This window comes from Mesorhizobium sp. M1027, from assembly GCF_040318745.1.
Taxonomy (GTDB): Bacteria; Pseudomonadota; Alphaproteobacteria; order Rhizobiales; family Rhizobiaceae; genus Mesorhizobium.
This window is the reverse complement of the sequence record NZ_JAMYMW010000002.1, coordinates 498,348-523,443: the sequence shown is the minus strand read 5'-3', so window position 1 is coordinate 523,443 and position 25,096 is coordinate 498,348. Positions and strand designations below refer to the sequence as shown.

21 protein-coding genes and 1 riboswitch are annotated in these 25,096 nt (G+C 63.0%); of the genes, 7 read left to right on the top strand and 14 right to left on the bottom strand.

The genetic code is table 11. The features are described from left to right. Positions 1-81: 81 nt before the first annotated feature. From NKH50_RS07100 to NKH50_RS07090, 3 genes are all read right to left on the bottom strand, one after another. Positions 82-855 carry an amino acid ABC transporter ATP-binding protein gene (locus tag NKH50_RS07100; protein WP_254816493.1) on the bottom strand — a complete coding sequence of 258 codons (774 nt, stop codon included), beginning with the start codon at positions 853-855 and terminating at the stop codon, positions 82-84. Next, positions 852-1,532 (bottom strand): ABC transporter permease subunit, encoded by a 681-nt coding sequence (locus tag NKH50_RS07095; RefSeq protein WP_352471183.1) that lies wholly within the window; start codon positions 1,530-1,532, stop codon positions 852-854. The genes NKH50_RS07100 and NKH50_RS07095 overlap by 4 nt, the downstream gene beginning before the upstream one ends. Positions 1,533-1,654: 122 nt before the next feature. Further along, a complete protein-coding gene (locus NKH50_RS07090) occupies positions 1,655-2,428 on the bottom strand; it encodes an amino acid ABC transporter substrate-binding protein (RefSeq protein WP_352454874.1) in 774 nt (257 codons plus the stop codon). A 325-nt stretch (positions 2,429-2,753) separates the two neighbouring features. Between NKH50_RS07090 and NKH50_RS07085 the strand changes: the two genes are divergently transcribed. Further along, positions 2,754-3,611 carry an RNA polymerase factor sigma-32 gene (locus NKH50_RS07085; protein WP_254816490.1) on the top strand — a complete coding sequence of 286 codons (858 nt, stop codon included), beginning with the start codon at positions 2,754-2,756 and terminating at the stop codon, positions 3,609-3,611. Between the two features lie 13 nt (positions 3,612-3,624). Here NKH50_RS07085 and NKH50_RS07080 read toward each other — a convergent pair whose 3' ends face one another. The 4 genes from NKH50_RS07080 to thiB all read right to left on the bottom strand — a co-directional run bounded on the left by NKH50_RS07080 (position 3,625) and on the right by thiB (position 9,009). Next, positions 3,625-5,094, bottom strand: a complete 1,470-nt coding sequence (locus tag NKH50_RS07080; protein WP_254817057.1) for a M48 family metalloprotease — start codon at positions 5,092-5,094, stop codon at positions 3,625-3,627. Positions 5,095-5,347: 253 nt separating this feature from the next. Continuing rightward, positions 5,348-6,139, bottom strand: a complete 792-nt coding sequence (thiQ, locus tag NKH50_RS07075) for a thiamine ABC transporter ATP-binding protein (protein WP_352877543.1) — start codon at positions 6,137-6,139, stop codon at positions 5,348-5,350. Continuing rightward, positions 6,136-7,755 carry a thiamine/thiamine pyrophosphate ABC transporter permease gene (gene thiP / locus NKH50_RS07070; protein WP_352877541.1) on the bottom strand — a complete coding sequence of 540 codons (1,620 nt, stop codon included), beginning with the start codon at positions 7,753-7,755 and terminating at the stop codon, positions 6,136-6,138. Before thiP ends, thiQ begins: the two co-directional genes overlap by 4 nt. Before the next feature lie 240 nt (positions 7,756-7,995). Beyond that, a complete protein-coding gene (thiB, locus tag NKH50_RS07065) occupies positions 7,996-9,009 on the bottom strand; it encodes a thiamine ABC transporter substrate binding subunit (RefSeq protein WP_352877538.1) in 1,014 nt (337 codons plus the stop codon). A 43-nt stretch (positions 9,010-9,052) separates the two neighbouring features. Then, positions 9,053-9,167, bottom strand: a riboswitch (TPP riboswitch). 140 nt (positions 9,168-9,307) lie between these two features. On the opposite strand from thiB, the gene NKH50_RS07060 reads away from it, so the two are divergent. From NKH50_RS07060 to NKH50_RS07045, 4 genes are all read left to right on the top strand, one after another. Beyond that, positions 9,308-9,952 (top strand): thiamine diphosphokinase, encoded by a 645-nt coding sequence (locus NKH50_RS07060; protein WP_352701370.1) that lies wholly within the window; start codon positions 9,308-9,310, stop codon positions 9,950-9,952. A gap of 15 nt (positions 9,953-9,967) precedes the next feature. Further along, complete coding sequence (locus tag NKH50_RS07055; protein WP_352877535.1) at positions 9,968-11,788, top strand: ABC-F family ATP-binding cassette domain-containing protein; 1,821 nt, start codon at positions 9,968-9,970, stop codon at positions 11,786-11,788. 76 nt (positions 11,789-11,864) lie between these two features. Further along, positions 11,865-12,107 (top strand): type II toxin-antitoxin system CcdA family antitoxin, encoded by a 243-nt coding sequence (locus tag NKH50_RS07050; protein WP_352877532.1) that lies wholly within the window; start codon positions 11,865-11,867, stop codon positions 12,105-12,107. Next, positions 12,107-12,406 carry a CcdB family protein gene (locus NKH50_RS07045; protein WP_352877530.1) on the top strand — a complete coding sequence of 100 codons (300 nt, stop codon included), beginning with the start codon at positions 12,107-12,109 and terminating at the stop codon, positions 12,404-12,406. Before NKH50_RS07050 ends, NKH50_RS07045 begins: the two co-directional genes overlap by 1 nt. Before the next feature lie 31 nt (positions 12,407-12,437). Here the strand turns inward: NKH50_RS07045 and NKH50_RS07040 are convergent, their stop codons facing one another. Together NKH50_RS07040 and NKH50_RS07035 are read right to left on the bottom strand one after the other, a co-directional pair. Beyond that, positions 12,438-14,117: a hypothetical protein gene (locus tag NKH50_RS07040; protein WP_352877527.1), complete on the bottom strand. Its 1,680-nt coding sequence runs from the start codon at positions 14,115-14,117 to the stop codon at positions 12,438-12,440. 73 nt (positions 14,118-14,190) lie between these two features. Next, positions 14,191-15,489, bottom strand: a complete 1,299-nt coding sequence (locus tag NKH50_RS07035) for an adenylosuccinate synthase (RefSeq protein WP_352476117.1) — start codon at positions 15,487-15,489, stop codon at positions 14,191-14,193. Positions 15,490-15,809: 320 nt separating this feature from the next. Between NKH50_RS07035 and NKH50_RS07030 the strand changes: the two genes are divergently transcribed. Next, positions 15,810-16,712 carry a DMT family transporter gene (locus NKH50_RS07030; RefSeq protein ID WP_352801691.1) on the top strand — a complete coding sequence of 301 codons (903 nt, stop codon included), beginning with the start codon at positions 15,810-15,812 and terminating at the stop codon, positions 16,710-16,712. 84 nt (positions 16,713-16,796) lie between these two features. Here the strand turns inward: NKH50_RS07030 and serA are convergent, their stop codons facing one another. The 5 genes from serA to glmM form a co-directional block, all read right to left on the bottom strand. Next, complete coding sequence (serA, locus tag NKH50_RS07025) at positions 16,797-18,398, bottom strand: phosphoglycerate dehydrogenase (RefSeq protein WP_352877524.1); 1,602 nt, start codon at positions 18,396-18,398, stop codon at positions 16,797-16,799. Positions 18,399-18,465: 67 nt separating this feature from the next. Beyond that, positions 18,466-19,641 carry a phosphoserine transaminase gene (locus NKH50_RS07020; RefSeq protein ID WP_352877521.1) on the bottom strand — a complete coding sequence of 392 codons (1,176 nt, stop codon included), beginning with the start codon at positions 19,639-19,641 and terminating at the stop codon, positions 18,466-18,468. Between the two features lie 197 nt (positions 19,642-19,838). Continuing rightward, positions 19,839-20,588, bottom strand: coding sequence for an outer membrane protein (locus tag NKH50_RS07015; RefSeq protein WP_352877518.1), 750 nt, complete (start codon positions 20,586-20,588; stop codon positions 19,839-19,841). A gap of 230 nt (positions 20,589-20,818) precedes the next feature. Then, positions 20,819-21,658 carry an outer membrane protein gene (locus tag NKH50_RS07010; protein ID WP_352877515.1) on the bottom strand — a complete coding sequence of 280 codons (840 nt, stop codon included), beginning with the start codon at positions 21,656-21,658 and terminating at the stop codon, positions 20,819-20,821. A gap of 216 nt (positions 21,659-21,874) precedes the next feature. Next, positions 21,875-23,227 carry a phosphoglucosamine mutase gene (gene glmM, locus NKH50_RS07005; RefSeq protein ID WP_292664754.1) on the bottom strand — a complete coding sequence of 451 codons (1,353 nt, stop codon included), beginning with the start codon at positions 23,225-23,227 and terminating at the stop codon, positions 21,875-21,877. 534 nt (positions 23,228-23,761) lie between these two features. On the opposite strand from glmM, the gene NKH50_RS07000 reads away from it, so the two are divergent. Beyond that, positions 23,762-24,748, top strand: a complete 987-nt coding sequence (locus NKH50_RS07000) for a hypothetical protein (protein WP_352504957.1) — start codon at positions 23,762-23,764, stop codon at positions 24,746-24,748. Positions 24,749-25,096 lie beyond the last annotated feature (348 nt).

The following is a 25,096-nucleotide window of genomic DNA, read 5'->3' as shown; positions in this document are numbered from 1 at the left end:
CTTGTTGAAACGATCGAGGCAACCGAATGCAACAACTACTTCGCAAACGCCGGCTACGCTTCCGTCAAAACGTGAAAGACTCTAGCTCTTGCCGCCGCCTTCCCGTTCCGCCTCCTGCTTCAGCGTGGCGATGAACCGCTTGGTCCGCTGGCGCTCGGGGTTGCTGAACAGCACCGCGGCCGGCCCTTGTTCGACGATGTTGCCGGCATCGAGGAACACCACTTCCCGCGCGATCTTCGAGGCGAGCCGCAGATCATGCGTCGCCATCACCATGGTCGTGCCCTCGCTGGCGAGCTTGCCGAGCACGTCGACCACCTCCTGCGCCAGTTCCGGATCAAGTGCAGAGGTCGGCTCGTCGCAGAGCAGGACTTTCGGCGAAGGCGCCAGCGCCCGGGCAATCGCTACGCGCTGCTGCTGGCCGCCTGACAGCGTCGCCGGCCAGGCGTCGGCCTTATGCGCCATGCCGACCTTTTCGAGCAGGGCGAGCGCCCGTCCGCGCGCTCTTTCCTTGGGCCATTTCAGCACCGTCACCAGCCCCTCCATGATGTTCTCGATCGCAGTGCGATGCGGAAACAACTGGAAATTCTGGAACACCATGCCGGTCTGCAGCCGCAGTCGCTGGATATCCCTGGTCGAGACCCTGCCGCCGGGGTGGAATTCGAGTGCATCGTCGCCGATCCGCACCGTGCCTGAAGTCGGCAGCTCGAGCAGGTTGATGCAGCGCAAAAGCGTGCTCTTCCCGCCGCCCGACGGCCCGACAAGCGCCGTGACGCTGCCTTCCTCGATGGTGACGGTCACGCCCTTCAGCACCAAATTGTCGCCGAAACGCTTTTCGATGTTGGTGAGGCCGATCATGCGCGCGCCTCCAGGAAGCCGCCATAACGGTTGAGCCGCGTTTCCAGCCGCGCCTGCAAGGCCGACAGCACGGAGCTCATAATCAGATAGAGGGCCGCTGCTTCGACATAGAGGATCAGCGGCTCATAGGTGGTGGCGACGATGCGCTGGGCCGCCTGGAACATCTCCGGCACGGTGATGGCGGCAGCGAGCGAAGTGTCCTTGACCAGCGAGATGAAGGTGTTGGACAGCGGCGGCACGGCGACGCGCCCCGCCTGTGGAAGAATGGTGCGCCGCATTGCCTGGGCCCAGGTCATGCCGATCGAATAGGCCGCTTCCCACTGGCCCTTGGGCACCGAACCGATGACGGCGCGGATGATTTCCGACGAATATGCGCCGATGTTCAAGGTAAAGCCGATCAGTGCTGCCGGAAAGGCGTCGAGCAGGATGCCGACCGATGGCAGGCCGTAGAAGATCAGGAACAGTTGCACGAGAAGCGGCGTGCCGCGGAATATCCAGACGTAGAAGCGGACCACGGCGACCAGCGGTTTGGGACCGAACAGCCGGACAAGCGCCACAACCAGGCCTAGGACAAGACCGAATGCAAACGACAGCAGCGTCAACGGCACGGTGAAGATCAGTGCGGCCCACAGCAGTGTAGGCAGGGATTCCAGCATCAGTTGCAGCCAGTGCGGCACGAAGGCTCCTCCTTGCCAGATTGCCGTCGCTCATATCACGCGAAAGCGGCGGGCCGTCAAAAGACAGCTCGCCGCGATATGAACGACGCGGGCCGGCGTTCGGCCCACACGAGAAAGCCGTTTTACTTCGAAACGTCCTGGCCGAAATAGGTGTCGGCGATTTTCTTGTAGGTGCCGTCGGCCTTGATGTCGGCCAGCGCCTTATTGATGGCGGCCACCAGTTCCGGATCGCCCTTGCGCACGATGACGCCGGAATAGTCGGCGTTTTCCTCCTGCGCGGCAATCTTCACATTGGCGTCGGGCTTGTGCTTCTTGAAGTCGAGGAAGGACAGGCTGTCGTTGATGGTGGCGTCGGCGCGGCCGGTAAGAAGAAGCTGGATCGACTGGTCGAAGCCGTCGGTGCCGACGAGTTCGGCGCCGTTGGTTTCAGCCAGCTTGCCGAAGTTCGAAGTCAGCGACTGCGCCGCCTTCTTGCCCTTGAGATCGGCGAAGCTCTTGATATCGGTGTTGTCGCCACGCACGATCAGCACCGCCTTGGAGGCGATGTAGGGATCCGAAAAGTCATATTTGGCCTTGCGCGCCTCGGTGATGCCGACCTCGTTGATGACGGCATCATAGCGGTTGGCATCGAGACCGGCGATCAGCCCGTCCCATTTGCCTTCGAGGAACTGGGCTTTGACGCCGAGGCGCTCGGCGATGGCCCGCGCGATCTCGACGTCGAAGCCGACGAGCGCGCCGGAAGCATCATGATAGGTGAAGGGCGCATAGGTTCCTTCCGTGCCGACCTTGAAGACGCCGGACTGCTTGATCTGGTCGAGATTGGCGCCGGCATGACCGGCGGCGATGGCCAGAACCTGCAGCGTTCCGGCGATAATAAGCGATTTGAGCCATTTCATTTTTCTGTGATCCCGTCCTTGGCCGATGTCCGGCGTCATTGCGAGTGCCGGAAAATGACAGATGCGCGATGCCGGAATAAGAAACTAAATTTCAAAAATCTCGCGCCCTTGAAATCCAATTCTCAACCAGCAGTTCCCGGCGCCATCCGGCTGAGTCAAGGCCGGTGGCGAATCGCCTGGAACAGCGCAATCGACATGACAGTCCGGGGGAACATTCCCCCGCATGGCACGTTCTTCGCTGTTGTAGGGCGCGGCGCCGCCATTTCAACCATCGGCGCCAACTCACGATTCGATCGCACCGCAACGCCTGAAGCAGGAGCGCGGCATGATGGAAGACAGTGCAGGACGGACCATGGTTCGCGCGGCGATGAAAGCCCCTTATCTGGAACGTGACGAAGAGCATCTCCTGGCGCTGCGCTGGAAGGAAAACAATGACCAGCACGCGCTGCACCGCATTACAGTCGCGCATATGCGGCTGGTCATTTCCATGGCGTCGCGGTTTCGCCACTATGGCCTTCCGCTGGGCGACCTGATCCAGGAAGGCCATGTCGGGCTGCTGGAGGCCGCGGCCCGTTTCGAGCCCGAGCGCGAGGTGCGGTTCTCGACCTATGCGACATGGTGGATCCGCGCATCGATGCAGGACTATATCCTGCGCAACTGGTCGATCGTGCGCGGCGGCACCAGCTCCGCGCAAAAGGCGCTGTTCTTCAACCTGCGGCGTCTGCGCGCCCGCCTGGCAAACGGCGCCGAGCAGACGTCGAATGCCACGCTCTACCGCGAAGTGTCGGCGGCTCTCGGGGTATCGGAGGCCGATGTGGCGATGATGGATTCCCGCCTTTCGGCGCCGGACAGCTCGCTCAACACGCCGCTTGCCGACGATGCGGGCGCAACCGAGCGGATGGAGTTCCTGGTTTCGGATGACCCGCTGCCCGATGAGGTGGTCGGCGACACGATCGACGTTGAACGCCGCTCGGTGTGGCTGAAGACGGCGCTCGGCGCTCTCAATGCGCGAGAGCTCAGGATTATCGAGGAACGCCGGCTGAGCGACGAGGGCGCGACGCTCGAAGCGCTTGGCGAAACGCTCGGCATCTCGAAGGAACGTGTCCGGCAGATCGAGGCGCGCGCCATGGAAAAGCTCAAGGCGGCGCTGGTAAAGCAGAATCCGGAATTTCTCGCGGCCTGAATCGGGTCGGCTGCTATTTGTCGGTGACGATCTTGACCTTGTCGCCGGCCGAAACCGCCGCACCCGGCGACAGCGCGTTGAGCACCCTGAACAAATCCAGCTTGCGGTCGACGCCGACCATCTGTGCGGCCAGGGAGCCCATTGTCTGGCCGGGCTGCACCGTGACGATGCGGATACGCAGTGGCTTCAGTGCTGCCTTCTCGGCAGCACTCAGGATGCGGAATGAGCCGCTGACCGAGCGCGCCACCGTGCTCAGCGACGTGCTGGCCGACGGTGCAGCAGTCAGCAAGCGGTAGACCTGGCCGCCGGCGCGGATCACCGCAATATCGAATTGCCAGCCATCGGCGCCGGCATGCGCGGTCGCCGCTTCGTTGCCGTTGATCGTTTCCTGACGCACGCTGCTGTCGTCGAGGCCGGCAACCCAGCCGCTGCGGATGTAGTCGGTCAGCGAGCGGTCCTTGTCGATCGAAACGCCGTCGAAACGGATTGCCATGTCGCCCGGGCCTGTGGCCGTCACCGCCGCCGCCGAATTGTCGATGATGAAGCCGTTGGGCACTGAGAACGACACGCCGAGGCCAGGATGCAGGAAGGTTTCGCCGCGCACATAGCCTTCCTCCGGCGTGTCGCCGTAGAGCAGCCCGTCTATGCCGGCAAGGAATGAATCGCGGTCGCGCGACCCGACACCGGGCGCGCCGAACTGGCGGGCGTGGCGCTGCGCGAGATCGATACGCTGCGGCGTGTTGGGGTGCGTCGCCAGGAAGTCGAGGCTGGCGTCGGTGGCGCCGCTGATCGAGCGGAAATCGGTATAGGCCGACATCGACTGCAGGAAGCGGCCGGCGGCGTAGGGGTCGAAACCGGCTTCGCCGATCGACTTGATGCCGATGGCATCGGCCTCCAGCTCCTGATTGCGCGAGAACTGGGCCAGCCTCAGCTTGCCGCGGATCAGCGCCGCCTTGGCCGTCGGGTTGTCGCCGAGCACGTCCGAAACGACCTTGGTCGCCAACCCCTCTTCGGCTTCCAGCTGCTGGCGCTGCAGACCATGATTGGCCGTAACGTGGCCCATCTCATGCGCAATGACGGCGGCAAGCTCGGCTGAATCGTTGGCCAACGCCAGCAGGCCGCGGGTGATGTAGAGATAGCCGCCCGGCAGGGCGAAGGCATTGACGTTGGGCGAGTTGAGGATGGTGATGCGGTAGGTCTGGGTTGGGTTGGCCGACACCACGGTCAGCCTGCCGACGACCTTGGCCACCATGCGCTCGAGCTTGGGGTCGGAATACTCGCCGCCATAGGTGGCGAGTATGCGCGGGTGCTGCGCCTTCGCCAGTTCGGCGAGCCTGCTGTTAGCGGCGACATTGTCGACCGTAATCGGCTTGTCGGAGGGCTGGAAGCCCGATTCCTGCACGTCGGGAGGCGTGAACATCTGGCAGCTTGCCAGCGCCACGGCAAGACCGGCCAGCGCAAGAAAGCGCGCCAGCGGTTTCACCCTCCGATTGTCGATGCCGGTCGGCAGGTCGGCTTCCTTTCAAGTCCTGGGACGTGACCGCGAAAATCGGCGCGATTTCCGGAAAGCATCACGCGCAAAATCAAGTACTACGGCGTCCTTCGTGCGTCCGACAGATACGAGGCAGCAAGGGCAAATCGCGGTCTAAGCCGGACCAGCTCCTGGCGGACCTAGCCACACTACCTCGACCATGGCAAGCAAGCGCCGCTTCGCCTTCCTTCGGTTTGACCATAAATTATGTCCGCTTCCGGGCAACATCTCGTGATCCAGCCGCAAACGGACCCGAGCCGATATAGCGTCGGAATGCCTCCGGTCCAGCCCCAACGAAAAAATCGGCGGCGGCGCCGGTCGCGGCAACCGTTCCACCGTCCAGGAAAACCATGTTTTGGCCGATACGGCGCGCATCGTCCGGCTGGTGCGTGACGAATAGCACCGTCATGCGCTGCTCCGAATGGACGTCGGCCACCAGGTCGAGCATGTCGTCGCGCAGTGCCGGTCCGAGCGAAGCGAACGGCTCGTCGAGCAACAGCACCGGCCGGTCGCGCACTAAAACCCGGGCGAGCGCGACGCGCTGTCGCTCGCCGCCGGAGAGTTCGCGCGGCAGTCGGCTTTCCTTGCCGGCAAGGCCGACGCGCTTCAGCGCTGCGGCGATTGCGGCGCGGTCAGCCTCGCTCAGCCTGAGCGAAGGCGAGCGGCCAAGCCCGACATTCTGCTCGAGGGACAGATGGGCAAACAGGTTGTTTTCCTGGAACACCATCGATACCGGCCGCGCTGATGGCGGCGCAGTGCTGACGTCGGCGCCGCCGATGAGCACGCGGCCTGACCGTGGCGCCTCGAAACCGGCCACCAGATTAAGCAGTGTCGACTTTCCCGAACCGCTCGGCCCCATGATGGCGGTGATTTCCGATGCCGGGAAATCGACATCGAACATAAGCGGCGTTTCACCATAGCTGAACGAGACATTATCGAGCCGCACGGCCGCGCCTTTTTCCACCGAAATGGAGCGTTCCGGGCTGATCGGCATCATGAGTTCTCCCTCCTTCCCATCCAGTCCGCGGTCAGCACCAGCGCCAGGCAGACAAGGCCGAGCAGCAGCGCCAGCCCGGCCGCATCCTCGGTGCGGTAACTGCCCATGCGGGCCAGCAGTAGGTAGGGCAAGGTTTGCACGGAATCGCTGCCGAACAGCGCAATGACGCCAAGATCGCCGAGCGACAGCGCCATGGCGAAAGCGAAGCCGGTGGCGAGCGGCCGCCGCAGCGACGGCCAGTCGATCAGCCGCAACCGGTTCCAGCCCGAGATGCCAAGCTGTGCGCAAAGCCGTTCGTGGCGTTCGCTCGCCGCGTCATAGGCAGGGCGGATGGCGCGGATGGCGAACGGCATCGCCATCACCGCATTGACCGCAACGACCATGACAGGGGCGATCGCAAAGACATCGCTGACGGTGCGCAGGAGCAGGAACCAGCCGGCGCCGATGACGATGGGCGGCACCACCAGGACGAACCCCGCACCGGTGTCGGCCAGATGTTCGAGCACCGTCCGCCTGCCTGTCCGCCGGGTGAGCGCCAGCGCCCGGCGCGCCATGACCAGCGACAGCGACAGCGCCAGGGAGAGCAGCGCCGATAAGACGGACAGCACGGCACTGGTCGCCGTCGCTTGCCGCACCGCGCTCTCGCCGGCAAGGCGGCCGAGATCGGCGCCAAGCCCGGCCGCCAGCGTGGCCGCCATCGGCCCGGCGACAAATAACAGTGCCAGCCCGATCACCAGCGCGTTCAGCACGGTCTCGGCCGCACCGGCTGAAAAATACCGGCGCGGCGCCACCGGCAGATTGGCGTCGCCGGTCATATTGGCGCCGAGCCGTGTCAAGGCCAGCACGACGACGAAGGTCAGGGCAATCTGCAGCAGGGTCAGCGTCACGGCGCGCGCCGGGTCGAAGTCGAAACGCAGCGCCTGGTAGATGGCAACCTCCAGCGTCGTCGCGCTGGGTCCGCCGCCGAGCGTAAGCACGATGGTGAAGGAGGTGATGCACAGCATGAAAACGAGCCCGGCAACGCCCGGCAAGGCCGCACGCAGCGGCGGCCATTCGATCAGCCGGAAGGCCGGCGCAGCACCTATGCCAAGCTGGCTCGCCAGCCGCCATTGGTCGGCCGGCACGGTCTGCAACGCCTCCAGGAACAGCCGCGTCGCCAGCGGCAGGTTGAAGAAGACATGGGCGACGAGTATGCCCGACAGGCCATAGATGCCGGGCCAGCTCTGGCCGCCAATCGCGCCGAGCATGCCGGCGAAATAGCCGGCGCGGCCATAGAGTGCCAAGACACCGAGTGCGGCAACAATGGCCGGCAGCGCCAGTGGCACGGCGAAAAGCTGCAGGATAAAGCCTCGCCCGAAAAACTGTGGATGCCGCGACAGGGCACGCGCGACGACCAGCGCTGGCGCGACGGAGAGCAGGGTCGACAACAGAGCCTGCCAGAGCGTGAAACGGACGATACGCAAGAGATACGAATCGAAGGCGGAGGCGACGCCGGACGGGTCGCTCGCGCCTTCGATGATCAGCCCTGCAAATGCTCCGCCGAGCAGAAGTGCTATTGCCGCAAGCGCGAGGATGCCGGCGGTGATGCGGGAGTCAGATGATGGTGCGCGTTGCACGCTAGACCACCAGATTCGAGATTCTTAGTGAGGATTGCGTTCCTTCGCGCCCCCCTCTGTCCTGCCGGACATCTCCCCCACAAGGGGTGAGATTGGCAGTTTCAGCGCTCCGCTCATTCCAGCAACATCGGCGACTGGCGAAAGCCGCCGTGCCGTCCGATCTCCCCCCTTGTGGGGGAGATGTCCGGCAGGACAGAGGGGGGCGCCGTAGAGCGATCATCTTCGATCAATCGGCCAAAGCTACTTGCTCATCGCCGCAAGCCACTCATCGACCCAGGCCTTGCGGTGGGCCGCGACTTCCTCCGGGCTGAACAGCAAGGTTTTGGTCGGTTTGACAAGCTTGTCGAACGCCGGATTGAGCGGCTTGTCGGTCTTGCCGGCCGGGAACATCCAGTTGGTTCCGGGAATGACATCCTGGAATTTCGGTCCGGTCATGAAGGCGATGAACTTTTCCGCCAGCGGGTTCTTCGCGCCCTTGGTGGTGATCCCCGCAACTTCGATCTGCAGGTATTCGCCTTCCTCGAAGGACGCCGCCTGGTAGCGCTCGGTGTTTTCGGCGACCATGTGGTAGGCCGGCGACGTGGTATACGACAGCACCATCGGCGCCTCGCCCTTGGTGAACAGGCCGTAGGCCTCGCTCCAGCCTGGCGTCACCGTCAGCACCTTTGCCTTGAGCTTGGCCCAGGCTTCGGGCGCCTTGTCGCCATAGACCGACTTGACCCACAACAGCAGGCCAAGGCCCGGCGTCGAGGTGCGCGGGTCCTGGATGACGATCTTCTCTCCGGCATCGCCCTCGACCAATTCCCTGAGGCTCTTCGGCGGGTTCTTCAGTTTTTCGGTATCGTAGACGACGGCGAAATAGCCATAGTCGAAGGGCACGAAAATATCGTCGCGCCAGCCGCCCGGCACGATGACATCCGATATGGCGCCATGCGGCGAAAACAGGCCGGTTGCCTTGGCGTCGGCGGTTAAATTGGTATCGAGGCCAAGCACGATATCGGCCTTGGTGGCGGCCCCTTCCAGCTTCACACGGTTGAGCAGCGCCACGCCGTCAGCGACCGAGACGAATTCAACGACGCAACTGCATTCGGCCTCGAAGGCCTTCTTCACTGCCGGTCCCGGACCCCAATCGGCGGTGAAGCTTTCATAGGTATAGACGGTCAGTCTATCCTGTGCCGATGCCTGCCCTGGCAGGGTGAGCGCGGACGCCGCAAGCAGGACAATCGGGACAAGAGAGTGGAAAAAACTGCGCATCGGCGCCTCCTTCGTTCGCATTGAAAGGAATTGAGGCGCCGGGCTGTCCGAAGCGTCTAATCCCTCCGCCGGTACAAACCGGATCAGGTTCAGCGGGTTGGCAGTCTTGCCTCTCAGCCGGTCCGCGAAGATCGCGTCCGGCACCCCGTTAGAGCGTTTCGACACATAGGCCCGGCCGAAGTGCCGCGCAAGCGGAAGTTTGCCGGGCATCCAAAGCCCAGCCTTCCGTGTCGTCTGCCGTTTCATCTTCCGTTTCATTCTTCCGTTTCTGGGGCAGGGCTGGTAAGGGCCACGAGATATGAGCAAATTCACCATCCTGCTTGGCGGCGATCTCATCCGCACGCCGCTGCTCGACCGCCAGGTCGAAGGCTCGCGCGTCATCGCTGCCGATGCCGGCATCGGCCATGCCCGTATGCTGGGCCTGTGGCCGGAACTCTGGGTCGGCGATTTCGATTCCGTGCCTGCCGAGTTGCCGGAGGATCTGGCCGCCGTGCCACGGCAGGTGTTTCCCGCCGAAAAGGACAAGACCGACGGTGAACTCGCTATCGCTGCCGCGCTCGAACGCGGTGCGACCAGCCTTGTGCTCGCAGGTGCCTTCGGCGGTAAACGCACCGACCACATCTTCCTGCATCTGGCGTTGAGCGTCCGGCTGGCGGAAGGCGGGACGGACGTGCTTTTGACCAGCGGCGCACAGGAAGGCATTCCCTTGCTGCCCGGAAAGGCTGGCTTCGACTATGCCGACGGCACGCTGTTTTCGGTGCTCGGCTTCTCCGATCTCGCCGGCCTGAGCGTCACCGGTGCCAAATGGCCGCTCGACCATGTCGAGGTTGCGTTCGGCTCGTCGCTGACCATTTCCAACGAGGTCAGGGGCCGGCTGGAAATCGCGCTGGCCAGCGGCCGCGCGCTGCTGCTCGCGCATCCCCACCCTCTTCCGGAAAGCTGAGCCCAGAAAGCTGACATGGCGCCGCCACTTCTCAATCTCGACGGGATAAAGCTGACCTTTGGCGGCACGCCGCTGCTCGACGGTGCCGCCCTGACGGCCTCAGCTGGCGACAAGATCGCCCTGGTCGGCCGCAACGGTTCGGGCAAGTCGACGCTGCTCAAGATCGCCGCCGGGCTGATCGAGCCGCAGGACGGTGAAGTCTTCCGCCAGCCTTCGGCAACCGTGCGCTACTTGCCGCAAATGCCCGACATGGACGGTTTTGCGACCGTCCGCGCCTATGTCGAGGCGGGGCTCGGGCCCGCCGACGATCCCTATCGCGCCACCTATCTGATGGAGCATCTCGGCCTGACCGGCGAAGAACGGCCGAACGACCTCTCCGGCGGCGAGGCGAGGCGTGCGGCACTCGCCCGCGTCATGGCGCCGGAGCCCGATATTCTCCTCCTCGATGAGCCGACAAACCATCTTGACCTGTCGGTCATCGAATGGCTGGAGGAGGAGCTTGCCCGCACCTCCTCGGCACTGGTCGTCATCTCGCATGACCGCCGTTTTCTCGAGCGCGTGTCACGCGCCACAATCTGGCTCGACCGCGGCCAGACCCGCCGTCTCGACAAGGGCTTTGGCTATTTCGAGGAATGGCGCGACACGGTGCTGGAGGAGGAAGAGCGCGAGCAGCACAAGCTCGGTCGCCAGATCGTGCGCGAGGAGCACTGGCTGCGCTATGGCGTGACAGCGCGGCGCAAGCGCAACATGCGCCGGCTCGGTGAGTTGCAGACCATGCGCCAGCGCTTTCGCGGTCATCGCGGCGCCGAGGGTGCGGCGACGATGACAGCCAGCGACGCCGCCGAATCCGGCAAGCTGGTGATCGAAGCCAAGAACATCGAGAAGAGCTTTGGCGATCTGACCGTGGTCAAGGGATTCTCGACCCGCATCCAGCGCGGCGATCGCGTCGGCCTGGTCGGGCCGAACGGCGCCGGCAAGACGACACTGTTGAAGATGCTGACCGGCGAATTGAAGCCAGACGCAGGCACGGTGCGGCTCGGCACCAATCTGGAGATCGCCACGCTCGACCAGAAGCGCGAGGCCGTCGATCCACAGGAGACACTGGCGCAGTATCTCACCGACGGTCGCGGCGAGAACCTCGTCATCAATGGCGAACAGCGCCACGTCGTCTCTTACATGAAAGACTTCCTGTTCAAGCCGGAACAGGCGCGCACGCCGGTGCGCGAGCTTTCGGGCGGCGAGCGGGCACGGCTGATCCTCGCCCGCGTTTTGGCGCGGCCGGCAAACCTGCTTGTGCTCGACGAGCCGACCAACGACCTCGACATGGAGACGCTGGAGTTGCTGCAGGAATTGGTCGCCGGCTTTGCCGGCACGGTGATCCTGGTCAGCCACGATCGCGATTTCCTCGACCGCACCGTGACCAGCATCATCGCGCCGGATGGTGACGGCCGCTGGATCGAATATGCCGGCGGCTATTCCGACATGCTGGCGCAGCGCGGCGGCACCAGGCTGGACGACCGCAAGGCGCGGCCGAAGGCAGAGACCAGCGAGGCGACCGCTGCAAGCAGGAGCGACGCGGCCGCTCCCAAGGGCCCGGCCAGGAAACTGTCGTTCAAGCAGAAATTCGCGCTGGAAACCTTACCCAAGAAGATCGAGGCGGTGTCGGCCTCGATCTCGCGGCTGGAGAACAACATCGCCGATCCGGCCTATTACGAGCGCGACCCGGCCTCGTTCCAGAAGACGATTGCCGCGCTCGACAAGGAGCGCGTCACACTGGCAGCGCTCGAGGAGGAATGGCTGGAACTCGAGATGCTGCGCGAGGAGATGGAGGGGTAATTCGCGAGTTCAAGCACCTTGTCATTGCGACTAGATAGGAGTGCGCATATATTATGCGCATGCTGGGGAGGTGATCATGCGCAAGATAGCTGTGAATGCGGTTCGTCAGCCGGCAAATCTGTCGATCGACTCAAAGCTCATGAAGGAAGCCAAGGGGCTCGATGTGAATGTCTCGCGCGCCGCTGAAGCCGGCATCGCAGAGGCAGTGGCCGCCGAAAAGACGCGGCTGTGGAAGCTTGAGAACCGCGCGACGATAGATGCGTGGAACGAATATGTCGAAAAACACTGTATTCCGTTGGCAGAACATCGGCAATTCTGATGGCGCGCTACGACGTCTTCGCGGGTAGCATCGAAGGCGGCTATCTCCTCGACGTCCAGGCCGATCTGCTCGACCATTTCAAGACCCGGGTGGTCGTCCCGCTGCTGCCGGTTGCGATGGCGCCATCACCAATGCCAAGGCTCCATCCCATTTTCGAGATCAATGGTCGGAAATTGGTCATGGCCACCCATTTGATCGCCACGGTTGCGGCGACGGAACTGGGCGAGAGCCGACTGAATCTGACCAGGCATCACGAAGACATCGTGAGCGCGCTCGACATGCTGTTCCAAGGCTTCTGAGCCAAGGAGGCGTTGGGCTGGTGAGCCGGCCTCACCCCGCCGTCTTTGTCTGCCAGGCCTTCAGCGCCTCGTCGAACACCTTCTCGCCGGGAATTCCCTTTTCCATGGTGAGCAGCGCCCGCCGCCCGGTCTTGTAGACGACCGGCACGTCAATCCAGTCCTGACCTCTGAGCAAGGTCAGATTGGCGTCTTCATCCGCCTTAGTATCGTTGAGCGCAACCAGGAAGAAGCCATCGGCGATCTTGGCCGGGATGCCGATCAGCGGGCTGCCGGCATCCTGCTCGGACCCCTTCATGGCGACACGCAAGATGTTGTCGACACCGCCGCCCTCGAAGCCATTAGGCGTCAGGAAGATCATCTCGATGATGTGGCTGGCCGGCAGCGTCTGGTCCGTGTTGCGACGGATCGTCATGCGCAACTGGATATCCTTGCCTGGAATGGTCGCCTCGGCACGGATCGCCGGCTCGGGCGGCAGGTCGCCGCCGGGCGATTCCTGCACCAGCGACCAGACGATGTTGCCGGGCTCGGCCGAGCCTTGAGCGGTGCTGGTGCGCTCCTCGTAGAAGATCGCCTTCTGGCCGACGGCCAACGCGGCTTGCGGCGGAACTACCGTCGGTGCCGCTGCCGGTGCGGGCGGCGGGGCGGCCGTTGCAGGGGCTGGCGGAGTAGCTGCAGCATCGGGCGGCGTTGCGGGCGTTGGCGCAGCGGACCCATCGACTGCTGGAGCATTGGCCGTGGCTTGCGTGTCGGCGGGTGCGGCCGGTGCCGGCGCGGCGGGTGCCGGGGTGGTCGGCGCTTGAGCGGCCGACGGCGTGGTCAGTGCGGCGACGGATTCGCCTTCGCCGATGCCCGCCTGCCCGGCCGCGGGGCCGGGATCGACTTCGTGGCCCTCGGGCGTAAGGCGCTGCGTAAACTTCGCGCCCTCGCCGGCCTCCGTCGGAGGCGCGGCGGCCGGTACGGCCGCATCGGCCACCGGCTTGGCCGGGGCTGGTTTTACCAGCGGTTCGGTGGCGACGGCTTTGGTCTCGTCGAGGCCGAGCATGCTGCCGAACGCATCCTTGTTCAGCCAGATGCCATAACCGCCACCGGCAATGACCAGCAGGGCAATGGCGGCGGCGATCACGCCGCCATAGCTGCGCCTGCGCTCGGCAGGATGGAGTCGCTGGAACCTGTCCTCCGCGGGGCCGCCGTCGTTAGAAAAGTCGTCGCCCCGAAAAACGCTGTCTTGGTCATCGGCCGTCGGAAGATCCATATCGGACGGCGGCGGACCAGCGCGCTCTTGAGGAAGAGCGACGGGCTGCGGCTTTTGCCAGTTCGGCACCGCCTTGGCGGGCGTGGACTGCCATGCCGGCTCAGTCTGGGCCGGCCCGGTCTTTGCTGGCCCGGTCGTTGCTGGCTCGGTCTTTGCCGGCTGCCGGACATGGCTGGGCTGGTTCTTGTTGCGGTCGATGGAGGAGAAGATGTCCTCCAGTTCCGCCAGCGGATCGGATGCCGGTGCCGGTTTAGCATATTCTCGCTCAACGCTTGCGATGGCGTCTTCGAGTGCGCGCTTCTGCCTGGCGACATCCGACGGCGCAAACGGCGGATCGCGTTCGGCAATTTTCTTCGCGATCGTCGAACGCGCCATGTCATAAATTTTGGCGCGCACTTCCGCCGACGGCTTATCAAGCTTGTCTAGCGTCTTTTTCAGGGCACCAACAAAATCTACCATGCTTCAGTCGACCTGCATTTGTTTCTGGGCCGGCCCCCGCAAATCAGCCGCAATGCCCGGAAAGGCTGAGAAACTAGTCTTGAAACGGATCGGTCACAAGTATCGTGTCGTCCCGTTCAGGGCTGGTGGAAAGGAGTGCGACCGGCGCGCCGATCAGCTCTTCGATGTGGCGGACGTACTTCACCGCCTGGGCCGGCAGATCGTTCCAGCTGCGCGCGCCGGCGGTGGTACCTTTCCACCCCTCCAACGTTTCGTAGACCGGTTCGACGCGGGCCTGCGCACCCTGGCTGGCCGGCAGGTAATCTATCGCCTCGCCGTCGAGTCGGTAGCCGGTACAGACCTTGATCTCGTCCAGCCCATCGAGCACATCGAGCTTGGTCAGCGCAATGCCCTTGATGCCGTTGACGGCGACGGCCTGGCGGACCAGCACGGCATCGAACCAGCCGCAGCGGCGCTTGCGACCGGTGACGACGCCGAATTCATGGCCACGCGTGCCCAGGAACTCGCCGATCTCGTTCTTCTGCTCGGTCGGAAACGGGCCTTCGCCAACACGCGTGGTATAGGCCTTGGTGATGCCGAGCACATAGCCGATGGCGCCCGGGCCGACACCGGACCCGGCAGCGGCCTGGCCGGCAACGGTATTTGACGAGGTGACGAACGGATAGGTGCCATGATCGATGTCGAGCAACGTGCCTTGCGCGCCCTCGAACAGGATGCGCTCGCCGGCGCGGCGCTTGTCGTCGAGGATTTTCCAGACGCGGTCCATATAGGGCAGGATCTCGTCAGCGACGGAAATCAGCTCGCTCATGATCGCCTCATGCGTGACTTCGGCATGGCCAAGCCCGCGCCGCAGCGCATTGTGGTGCGTCAGCAGCCTGTCGACCTTCAAGGGTAGCGTTTCCAAATCCGCCAAATCCATCACCCTGACCGCGCGCCGGCCCACCTTGTCTTCGTAGGCGGGACCGATACCGCGGCGGGTCGTGCCGATCTTCGTTCCGGAATTGGAAGCGGCGTCCTCGCGAAATCCGTCCAGCTCCCGGTGCAAGGACAGGATAAGCGCGGTGTTTTCGGCTATTTTCAGGCGGTCCGGCGTCACCTCGACGCCCTGCGCTTTCAATTTCGCAACCTCGGCGACGAAAGCGTGCGGATCGAAGACGACGCCATTGCCGATGATGGACAGCTTGCCTTGCCGCACCACGCCGGACGGCAGCAGCGACAGCTTGTAGACCTTGCCGTCGACGACCAGCGTGTGGCCGGCATTGTGGCCGCCTTGGAAGCGCACGACAACGTCGGCGCGCTCCGACAGCCAGTCTACGATCTTGCCTTTGCCCTCATCGCCCCATTGCGAGCCGACGACCACCACATTGGCCATATTTCTTTTCCCTTGAGACGCCGCACGAGCAGCTTGAAAACAGTTCGAAACGACAGGCCTCTATCGCATCGGCCCCCAAAAACGGAATCGATTTTCGGAGAGCACGACGCGAGGATTAAAGCCTTCCGACGCGTACTTGTAGCGTCCAATTGCACGCACGTCGCTCTATAGCGTCAAGACCCGGCGAGCGCGACCACTCTTTGCCACCCAAAACGCTCCGAGGCACAACAATTTTCGCCTTTGACATCATTTACTTGGGCTAGCGGTCGCAATAGTCCCACACCGACGTCAAATTCCCTCTGCCTGGCCGGAATGTCACGATGCATCGAGCCGCCTACCTATTCCTGCTGTTCACCACCTTGCTGTGGGGCGGCAACTCCGTGGCCGGCAAGCTGGCCGTCGACCACATTTCACCGATGACGCTGGTCTTCCTGCGCTGGATTCTGGCCGTTCTGATCCTGCTGCCGATCGGCTGGCGAACGCTGCACGAGGACTGGCCAGTGGTGCGTCGGCACTGGTTGCTGCTTGGCGGGCTCGGCGCTTGCGGCTTCGCCTTTTTCAATGCGATCTTCTACACGGCGCTCAACTACACGACGGCGATCAACGTCTCGATCGAGCAGGCGGCGATACCGATCGTGATCATCATCGCCAATTTCGTGCTGTTTCGCCTGCGGGTGAACCGGGTGCAGATCGCTGGCGTCGTGCTGACCATCATCGGCGTCGCAGTGACGGCGAGCCATGGCGACCTGCGCCAGCTTCTCAAGCTGGATCTCAACTTCGGCGACGCGATCATGCTGGTCGCCGTGCTTTGCTACTCCTTCTATTCGGTGGGGTTGCGGCTGAAGCCGGTCATCCGCTGGCAGAGCCTGATGCTAGCGCTGTCGGTTGCCGCACTCATCACATCGCTGCCTTTCTTCCTGTGGGAGATTGCCGCCGGCAAGGTCATCGTCCCCGACGCCCGCGGCTGGGCTGTCGCGTTCTATACCGCCATCGGTGCTTCGGTCATCTCGCAGATCTTCTATATCAGGGGCAACGAGCTGATCGGCGCCAACCGGGCCGGCCTGTTCATCAATCTGGTGCCGATCTTCGGTACGCTGCTGTCGGTGCTGATTGTCGGTGAGACATTCCAGCTTTATCAGGCGCTGGCTCTCGCACTGGTGCTGGGCGGCATCAGCCTCGCCGAATACAGCGGACGGAAGATGGCGGTATCCGCTGCTGAATGAAGTCGCTTGCCGCGACGGTTCACTGCGGTCCGTCAACGACCATGGAAGCGCCCCGCGTGCTGCTGCACACGGGGCGATCGAATTTCAGGCCGCGCCGACGTCGAAATGCAGCCGCTTGGCCGAGTCGATCGACTTGTGCGAGCGCACCTGCGCCAACACGTCTTCCGGGAACGGCGCATCGAGATAGAGCAACGCAATGGCATCGCCGCCCGGCCGGTTGCGGCCGAGCTGGAAATTGGCGATGTTAACGCCGTTCTCGCCGCACACCGTGCCGAGCAGGCCGATGATGCCGGGCGCGTCGGCATTGGTCGTGTAGAGCATGTGCTGACCGACCTCGGCGTCGAGATTGATGCCCTTGATCTGGATGAAGCGCGGCTTGCCGTCCGAAAAACAGGTGCCGGCGATCGAGCGCGTCCTGTGCTCGGTCTTGACCGTTAGCTTGATATAGCCGTCGAACACGCCCGACTTGTCGCGCTTGACCTCGGCGACGATGATGCCGCGCTCCTTCACCATGATCGGCGCCGACACCATGTTGACGTCGGCGACCTGCGGCCGGATCAGCCCGGCAAGAGTAGCGCTGATCAGCGCCCGCGTATTCATCGTCGCGGTCGAGCCGTCGAACAGGATCTCGACCTCCTTGATCGGATCCTCGGTGACCTGTCCGACAAAGGCGCCGAGCACTTCGGCGAGCTTGACGAAAGGTTTCAGCCGCGGCGCTTCCTCGGCGGTGATCGACGGCATGTTGATGGCATTGGAGACAGCGCCTTTGATCAGATAGTCCGACATCTGCTCGGCGACCTGCAGCGCGACGTTCTCCTGCGCCTCCATCGTCGAGGCACCGAGATGCGGCGTCGCCACCACATTCTCCATGCCGAACAGCGCGTTGTTCTCCGCCGGTTCGACCTCGAACACGTCGATGCCGGCGCCGGCCACCTTGCCGCTCTTCAAGGCCGCGATCAGGTCGGCCTCGACGATCAGCCCGCCACGCGCGCAGTTGATGATACGCACGCCGGTCTTCATCTTTGCGATCGCCGCGGCGTCGATGATGTTGCGTGTCTTGTCGGTAAGCGGTGTATGCAGCGTGATGAAGTCGGCACGGGCGAACAGCTCGTCGAGCTCGACCTTTTCGACACCGAGTTCCTCGGCGCGGCTGTCCGACAGGAACGGGTCGAAGGCGACGACGTGCATCTTCAGGCCGACGCCGCGCGTAGCGACGATCGAGCCGATATTGCCGCAACCGATGATGCCGAGCGTCTTGCCGGTGATCTCGACGCCCATGAAGCGGTTCTTTTCCCATTTGCCGGCATGGGTCGAGGCGTTGGCCTCCGGTATCTGGCGGGCCAGCGCGAAGATCATGGCGACGGCATGCTCGGCGGTGGTGATCGAATTGCCGAAAGGCGTGTTCATGACGATGATGCCCTTGCGGCTCGCCGCCGGGATGTCGACATTGTCGACGCCGATGCCGGCGCGGCCCACGACCTTCAGCCTGGTCGCGGCGTTGATCAGCTTCTCCGTGACCTTTGTCGCCGAGCGGATGGCCAGCCCATCATACTGGCCGATCACTTTGAGCAGTTTTTCCTTGTCCTTGCCGAGATCCGGCAAATAGTCGACCTCGATGCCGCGATCCCTGAAGATCTGCACGGCGGTGGTGGAAAGGTTGTCTGAGACGAGAACGCGGGGCGCCATGGCGGCCTCCTTCAATTATGATTTGATCCGCTTGGGGATGGCGGCCCGAGAGCCGCCACAGGAAAACTCAGGCGGCTGCCTTCAGCGACGCCTTTTGCGCGGCAAAGGCCCAGTCGAGCCAGGGCAGCAGCGCTTCGAGATCGGAGGTCTCGATTGTCGCGCCGCACCAGATGCGCAGGCCGGGCGGTGCATCGCGGTAGGCGCCGATGTCGTAGGCGACGCCTTCCTTGTCGAGCGCCGAGACGATTGCCTTGGCGAACGCAGCCTGTCCATCGGCGTTGAGTGCAGCGACATCCGGATCGGTGAATGAAAGGCAGACCGATGTGTTCGAGCGCGTCGCCGGGTCGACGGCAAGATGGCCGAGCCAGGAAGATTTTCCGACAAAGCGATCGAGAACAGCGGCGTTGGCATCCGCTCTGGTGACCAGCGCGTCGAGGCCGCCGATCGACTGCGCCCAACGCAGCGCGTCCAGATAGTCCTCGACGCACAGCATTGACGGCGTGTTGATCGTCTCGCCCTTGAAGATGCCTTCGATCAGCTTGCCGCCCGAGGTGAGGCGGAAGACCTTCGGCAGCGGCCAGGCCGGCTTGTAGCTTTCCAGCCGTTCGACGGCGCGCGGGCTGAGGATCAGCATACCGTGCGCGCCTTCACCGCCCAAGACCTTCTGCCAGGAGAAGGTGACGACGTCGAGTTTCTGAAAATCGAGCTTCTGCGCAAAGGCCGCCGAAGTGGCGTCGCAGATGGTCAGGCCCTTGCGGGTGGCCGGGATGAAATCGCCGTTCGGCACGCGCACGCCCGACGTCGTGCCGTTCCAGGTGAAGACCACGTCGCGGTCGAAATCTATTTTGGTCAGGTCGGGCAGCACGCCGTAGTCCGCCTCTAACCTGCGAACATCGGCTAGCCTCAGCTGCTTGACCACATCGGTGACCCAGCCGGAACCGAAGCTCTCCCAGGCGACCATGTCGACGCCGCGTTCGCCGAGCAGCGACCACAGCGCCATTTCGACCGCGCCGGTATCCGAGGCCGGCACGATGCCGATGCGGTAATCTGCCGGAACCTGGAGGATTTCCCGGGTCAGCTCGATCGCTTGTTCGAGCTTGGTCTTGCCGATCTTGGCGCGGTGCGAGCGCCCGAGCGCGGCATTTTTGAGCGCTTCGACCGACCAGCCGGGGCGTTTTGCACAGGGACCTGAGGAAAAATTGGGATTTGCCGGACGGAGTCCGGGCTTCGTATGCGTCGTCATCGTGGTCTATCCTTCCAGATAGTGGCCCCTCGTTGGGGAGGGGTGGCCCACGGACGGCGATATGCGTTCAGGCTTTCGGCGTCAAGGGGAAAGTTTTTGTCGCTGTCGGGATACCGGCTGCCTTTGGCAAAAAAGTGCCACAACGCAAACGGCGGGCCAAAGACCCGCCATTGTTCACGCCTCAGCTTCGATCGAGCCTACCAGAGGTCGTATCGCAGTCCGACTTTGACCTGGTGATTATTGATCCCTTTGCGGATCGGATAAGAAGTCAGGCTTTCGGCCGTCACATATTCGGCGTCGGGTGCGGAGAAATACTGATAGCCCACGTCGACTGAGACATTCTTGGACACTTGGTAGGCAAGGCCGGCATTCAGCGTGTAGGCGAAGGAGTATTGGGTCTTGTTGTCACGCAGGACGAAATCGTCGGTGGGGTCGGCGTTGGCGGTGAAGTAGCTCGCCGACAGGCGGCGCTTGCTCTGGAGGATACCGACACCAGCGCCGAGATAAGGCGTGATTCCGACATAGGTGCCAAGGTCGATATAGCCATTGACTATGCCTGAGAAGGCATAGTTCTTCAGGGTCGCCGATGCCACGGTCGTTCCGTTGTTATAGCCGACCTCGATCTTGTTGCCGGGCAGATAGCCGGCATTGAGATCGGCGCGCAGATAGTCGTTGAAATGGTAGCCGAAGCCAATGCTGGCGAAGATGGGATCTTCCTTTTCGTCGAAGCTCGCGGGCGTGAAGGCGAAATCCTCATCTCTGAAGCTCTTCTGCACCAGATAGGACACATCGCCGCGCAGATACCATCCCGAGCCAACCTCGACCGGTACATAATCGGGCGCCTGGTCGACATAGACCGGCGGTTCGTAATCGGCACCAAGCGCCGGCGTCAGCGGCAACACGACGACTGCTGCAAGCGCCAGTGCTACAGGCGATTTGGATGTCATGGTCCTCGGCTCCCGAACTTGGCGCATTCGCAATCGCGCGCCGCTTCAGAGAGCATTGTTAACCATAGTGGTTAAGTGCGGGTTAAGGATAACAAGGCGTTAGCAATTGATTTGATCCGCTTTCGCTTCTCAAGTTGGGCGGTGTTCCAGAGCGCAGCATCTTAGGCAGCCAAAACGAAACCGCCCGGCATCAGCCGGGCGGTCGACGAATTCCTGGATTTCAGAAACAACTACTTGGTGTAGACGGGCTCGGGTTCTGGAACGTAGGGCTCCGGCGGCGCGCAGTCCGACCTGCCGAACTGGTAGCGCAGGCCGCCACGCACTTCGTGCACGTTGATGCCGCGGTCATAGCCTGGGCCGACATTGGGGAGGGAGGCATAGTCGAACATCTTACCGCCATTGATGTGGCTGAAGCGGTAGCCGACATCGAGTTTGACGCGGTCGGTCAGGCAGTAGGATGCGCCCGCCATGGCAGCATAGGCAAAACGCCAGCCCTTGCCACCGCTATGATCAAATGAACCGTCGCTGTCCACGTTGTGCAGTTCATCCCACTTGACCCAGGCACCGCCGATGCCGGCGCCGACATAAGGCGTGATCCCATGCCAGGTGCCGATGTCGACATAGGCGTTGGCCAAGAGCAGCAGCGCCGAATAGGACGAGGTATCGACGGACGTGCAAGGCGTTTGCTGCGGGCCGCAGAAGCCGTTGGTCGAGCCGCGGAATTTGGACTTGCTCATCCAGTCCAAGGTGAGATCGGTGCGGAAATGCTCGTCGATCTGGTAACCAACACCGCCGCCGGCCGAGAAGGCGCCGTCCAGCTTGCCTGTATCGAACTTGCCGGGATTCTGGGGCGCTACACCGTAGGTGATGTAGTCGCCACCACGAAACTTCGACCAGTGATAGTCGATGTCGCCACGGATATACCAGCCGCCGAATTCGGCCGGCTGCTCGTAGGCAACCGGTGGTGGCGCCTCTTCGACTACGGGCTGCTCGACGAAATCGGCGGCGAATGCCGGCCCGGCGCCGGCAAACAGCGCGGCCAGGAGGGCCATTCTTGCTGTGTTGAACATGCTTATCACCCCTGAGAACCCTCGAACGGCGAACGCGCCCGAAATATGATTGACCTCAGTTGTGGATAATGAATCGGAAAGGTTAAAAGGCGTTTAACCGTATTGATTAACCACGAATCTCTAAAAGTCGAGCAATCGGCCGTTGCTGCAGGCGGAATTGGCGACTCAATAAAAAGCCCGCCGGCAAGGCGGGCTTTGAACCGGTGTTGGAGGGGATCAGGCGGCGCTGCGCGTTTCCGAAATGACCTCGACGATGTCGTTGACGACGGACTCGACAAGTTGTGGGTCGTCGCCTTCCGCCATGACGCGGATGAGCGGCTCCGTGCCGGATGGCCGGATGACCAGGCGCCCGGCCTTGCCGAGGCGATTGCGCGCATCTTCGATCGCTGCCTTGACCGGCGCCTCCTCGAGCGGCTTGCCGCCGGAAATATGCACATTCTTCAACAGCTGCGGCACCGGCTCGAACTTCTTCGACAGTTCGCTCACCGGTCGGTTCTGCCGCTTGATGCAGGCGAGCACCTGCAGCGCCGAGACAAGGCCGTCGCCGGTGGTCGAAAAGTCGGACAGCACGATGTGACCCGACTGTTCGCCGCCGACATTGAGCCCATGGGCACGCATGTGCTCGACGACATAGCGGTCGCCGACCTTGGTGCGATGCAACTGCAGGTTCATGTCGCCGAGGAAGCGTTCGAGGCCGAGATTGGACATTACCGTCGAGACGACACCGCCGCCGGCCAGCCGCCCGCTCTGGTGCCAGGACTCGGCAATCAGCGCCATGATCTGGTCGCCATCGACGATCGCGCCGTTCTCGTCGACGATGACGACGCGGTCGGCATCGCCGTCGAGCGCAATGCCGATATCGGCGCGCACTTCGTGCACCTTCTTTTGCAAGCCGGCTGGATGAGTCGAGCCGCATTCCTTGTTGATGTTGAAGCCGTTGGGCTCGACATTGATGGCAACGACCTCGGCGCCGAGTTCCCATAGCGCGTCGGGCGCCACCTTGTAGGCGGCGCCATTGGCACAATCGACGACGATGCGCAGGCCCGACAGCGACATCGAGCGCGGCAGCGTGCGCTTGGCGAATTCGATATAACGGTCATGCACGCCGTCCACGCGTTTGGCGCGGCCGAGCCCATCGGAATCGGCGAGCGCCAATTCGATATCCTTGTCGAGCATCCCCTCGATACGCTCCTCGATCTCATCGGACAGCTTGTAGCCATCGGGGCCGAACAGCTTGATGCCGTTGTCGTAATAGGGGTTGTGCGAGGCAGAAATCATCACCCCGATATCGGCGCGCAGCGAGCGCACCAGCATGGCAACAGCGGGCGTCGGGATAGGGCCGAGCAGGAAGACATCCATGCCGGCGGCGCACAGGCCGGATACCATCGCGTTCTCGATCATGTAGCCGGAAAGCCTGGTATCCTTGCCGAGCACGACGCGGTGGCGGTGGCTGCCGCGCTGGAAGGAGAGGCCGGCGGCCATGCCGACCCGCATGGCGACCTCCGCCGTCATTGGAAACTTGTTGGCTCGCCCACGAATGCCATCCGTACCGAAATAATGTCCTGCCATGTTCGCCAGCTTCCCGATGGTTCTTTCCGAGCATCTCATGCCATAAAATGGCCCAAGCCCCGTCATCACATTGTATGATTATGGACGACCAATCCTTAGAAAATTGTTGTTTTGTGTGTTTTGCGTCACGCTAGTGTGTTGATTTTCAAGTTCCGAGCCCTTGTTGCGGCAGCAGCATCAGAAATGTCAACTCAAACTCATCTGGATCCTTTGGTCTGTGGCAGTGTGGCCTTGAACCCGAGTCCGCATCGTGCGGCTCCAGACAGCGGTAGGCTCAGGTCCTCCGCACCCGCCGATTTGACTGTCCGTCATGTGACGCAGTGGCCTCGCTGGGAACCAGCCATATGCGCGCTCTCCGTGCAATGCACCCGGACGAATTTGGCTGGGAGACGGTCCCGGCAACGAATTCATCACCTTAAAGAAAAGAATGCACCTCTAAATTTGTCTCTACGCTACTTAGCATCTGGCGCAACCAGCCGTTGAGCGCTATTGCTGCACTGGGACATATCATGAACTGCCACAGGGAGAAAACGCATGCTCATCCACCGACTTGCCACTTTGACGGGTCTTGCCGTCGCGACCTTGTTCCTGGCGGCGCCTGCCAATGCGCTGACCATGGCCGAGTGCAGCACCAAGTATAACGCGGCGAAGGATGCGGGAACGCTTGGCGGGCAGAACTGGAACCAGTTCCGCAAGGCGCAATGCGGCACCGATGCCACCGCCGCTACGACCGACACCGCCCCGGCCAAGGCCACTGACACCACCAAGGCAGCCGCCGGCGACGATGCGGCCCCGGGCCTGACGGCGAAGGAGTGCAGCACCAAGTACCAGGCGGCAAAAGCCGCCGGCACGCTGAACGGCATGAAGTGGAACGATTTCCGCAAGACACAGTGCGCCGCCGACGCGACGGCAGCCGCACAACCCGCCGCCACGACCAAGGCTGCGGCAGCCGCCGACGACGCTGCGCCGGGCCTGACGGCCAAGGAATGCAGCACCAAATACCAGGCCGCCAAGGCTGCCGGCACGCTCAACGGCATGAAATGGAACGACTTCCGCAAGAGTGAATGCGCCGCCGGCGCAACTGCAGCGGCACAGCCTGCCGCGGCACCTGCCGAGGCGGCGACAGCCGCCGCGACCGATTCCGGCAAAGGCCTCAGTATGGCGGATTGCAGCGCCAAATATCAGGCTGCCAAGGCCGGCAACACGCTGAACGGCATGAAGTGGAACGACTTCCGCAAGAGCCAATGCGGCGCCGGCGCAGCCGACGACGACACCCTGCCGGCTCCCGATGCCAAGTATACCGGCGATCCGCAGCCGCCGACCATCACCGCCCCCCAGGGCGTGAAATTCCCGACGGCGATCTCCAAGAAGTATGCAACCGAGACCCCGGCCAAGGGCCGCATGCACACCTGCCTCGACCTCTATTACGCGAACAAGGACGCCAACACGCTGGGCGGCCTCAGGTGGATCCAGAAGGGCGGCGGCTTCTACAGCCTCTGCAACGCCAAGCTGAAGAGCTGACCGGCGCCATCATCATCCGACGATAGGAACCCGCGAGCCGCAAGGTTCGCGGGCTTTTTTGTTATTGCCGAACAAGTGAGAGGGCCTTCCGAGGTCGGACCAACTGTCAGGTCGCGTTCCTTCGCTCCCTCTGTCCGCCGCCGGAAGCAAAAACCCGCCTCGGAGGGCGGGTCGTCGGCGCCGTTGAGCCCTTGCGCCGAACGGCAGGCAATTTGCCCAGGGTCGGCGCCAAGTCTCCCTCATCGTAGGGCGAAAGCCTCGGCTTTCCACCTGCGATAGCCCTGCCCACAAGTAGGGAGACCGGCAGCTTTTGCGCCTCGCGAACATCAAAAGGAAACGCCGCGGTTG

Excerpts from the sequence above, each read along its gene's own strand:
- NKH50_RS07020 (WP_352877521.1), bottom strand. The coding sequence starts at position 19,641 with ATGACGACGCATACGAAGCCCGGACTCCGTCCGGCAAATCCCAATTTT.
- NKH50_RS07060 (WP_352701370.1), top strand. The coding sequence starts at position 9,308 with ATGAGCAAATTCACCATCCTGCTTGGCGGCGATCTCATCCGCACGCCG.
- NKH50_RS07035 (WP_352476117.1), bottom strand. The coding sequence starts at position 15,489 with ATGGCCAATGTGGTGGTCGTCGGCTCGCAATGGGGCGATGAGGGCAAA.
- NKH50_RS07055 (WP_352877535.1), top strand. The coding sequence starts at position 9,968 with ATGGCGCCGCCACTTCTCAATCTCGACGGGATAAAGCTGACCTTTGGC.
- glmM (WP_292664754.1), bottom strand. The coding sequence starts at position 23,227 with ATGGCAGGACATTATTTCGGTACGGATGGCATTCGTGGGCGAGCCAAC.
- NKH50_RS07085 (WP_254816490.1), top strand. The coding sequence starts at position 2,754 with ATGATGGAAGACAGTGCAGGACGGACCATGGTTCGCGCGGCGATGAAA.
- NKH50_RS07010 (WP_352877515.1), bottom strand. The coding sequence starts at position 21,658 with ATGTTCAACACAGCAAGAATGGCCCTCCTGGCCGCGCTGTTTGCCGGC.
- NKH50_RS07000 (WP_352504957.1), top strand. The coding sequence starts at position 23,762 with ATGCTCATCCACCGACTTGCCACTTTGACGGGTCTTGCCGTCGCGACC.
- NKH50_RS07045 (WP_352877530.1), top strand. The coding sequence starts at position 12,107 with ATGGCGCGCTACGACGTCTTCGCGGGTAGCATCGAAGGCGGCTATCTC.
- serA (WP_352877524.1), bottom strand. The coding sequence starts at position 18,398 with ATGGCGCCCCGCGTTCTCGTCTCAGACAACCTTTCCACCACCGCCGTG.
- NKH50_RS07050 (WP_352877532.1), top strand. The coding sequence starts at position 11,865 with ATGCGCAAGATAGCTGTGAATGCGGTTCGTCAGCCGGCAAATCTGTCG.
- NKH50_RS07040 (WP_352877527.1), bottom strand. The coding sequence starts at position 14,117 with ATGGTAGATTTTGTTGGTGCCCTGAAAAAGACGCTAGACAAGCTTGAT.
- thiB (WP_352877538.1), bottom strand. The coding sequence starts at position 9,009 with ATGCGCAGTTTTTTCCACTCTCTTGTCCCGATTGTCCTGCTTGCGGCG.
- NKH50_RS07015 (WP_352877518.1), bottom strand. The coding sequence starts at position 20,588 with ATGACATCCAAATCGCCTGTAGCACTGGCGCTTGCAGCAGTCGTCGTG.
- NKH50_RS07090 (WP_352454874.1), bottom strand. The coding sequence starts at position 2,428 with ATGAAATGGCTCAAATCGCTTATTATCGCCGGAACGCTGCAGGTTCTG.
- NKH50_RS07030 (WP_352801691.1), top strand. The coding sequence starts at position 15,810 with ATGCATCGAGCCGCCTACCTATTCCTGCTGTTCACCACCTTGCTGTGG.
- NKH50_RS07100 (WP_254816493.1), bottom strand. The coding sequence starts at position 855 with ATGATCGGCCTCACCAACATCGAAAAGCGTTTCGGCGACAATTTGGTG.
- thiQ (WP_352877543.1), bottom strand. The coding sequence starts at position 6,139 with ATGATGCCGATCAGCCCGGAACGCTCCATTTCGGTGGAAAAAGGCGCG.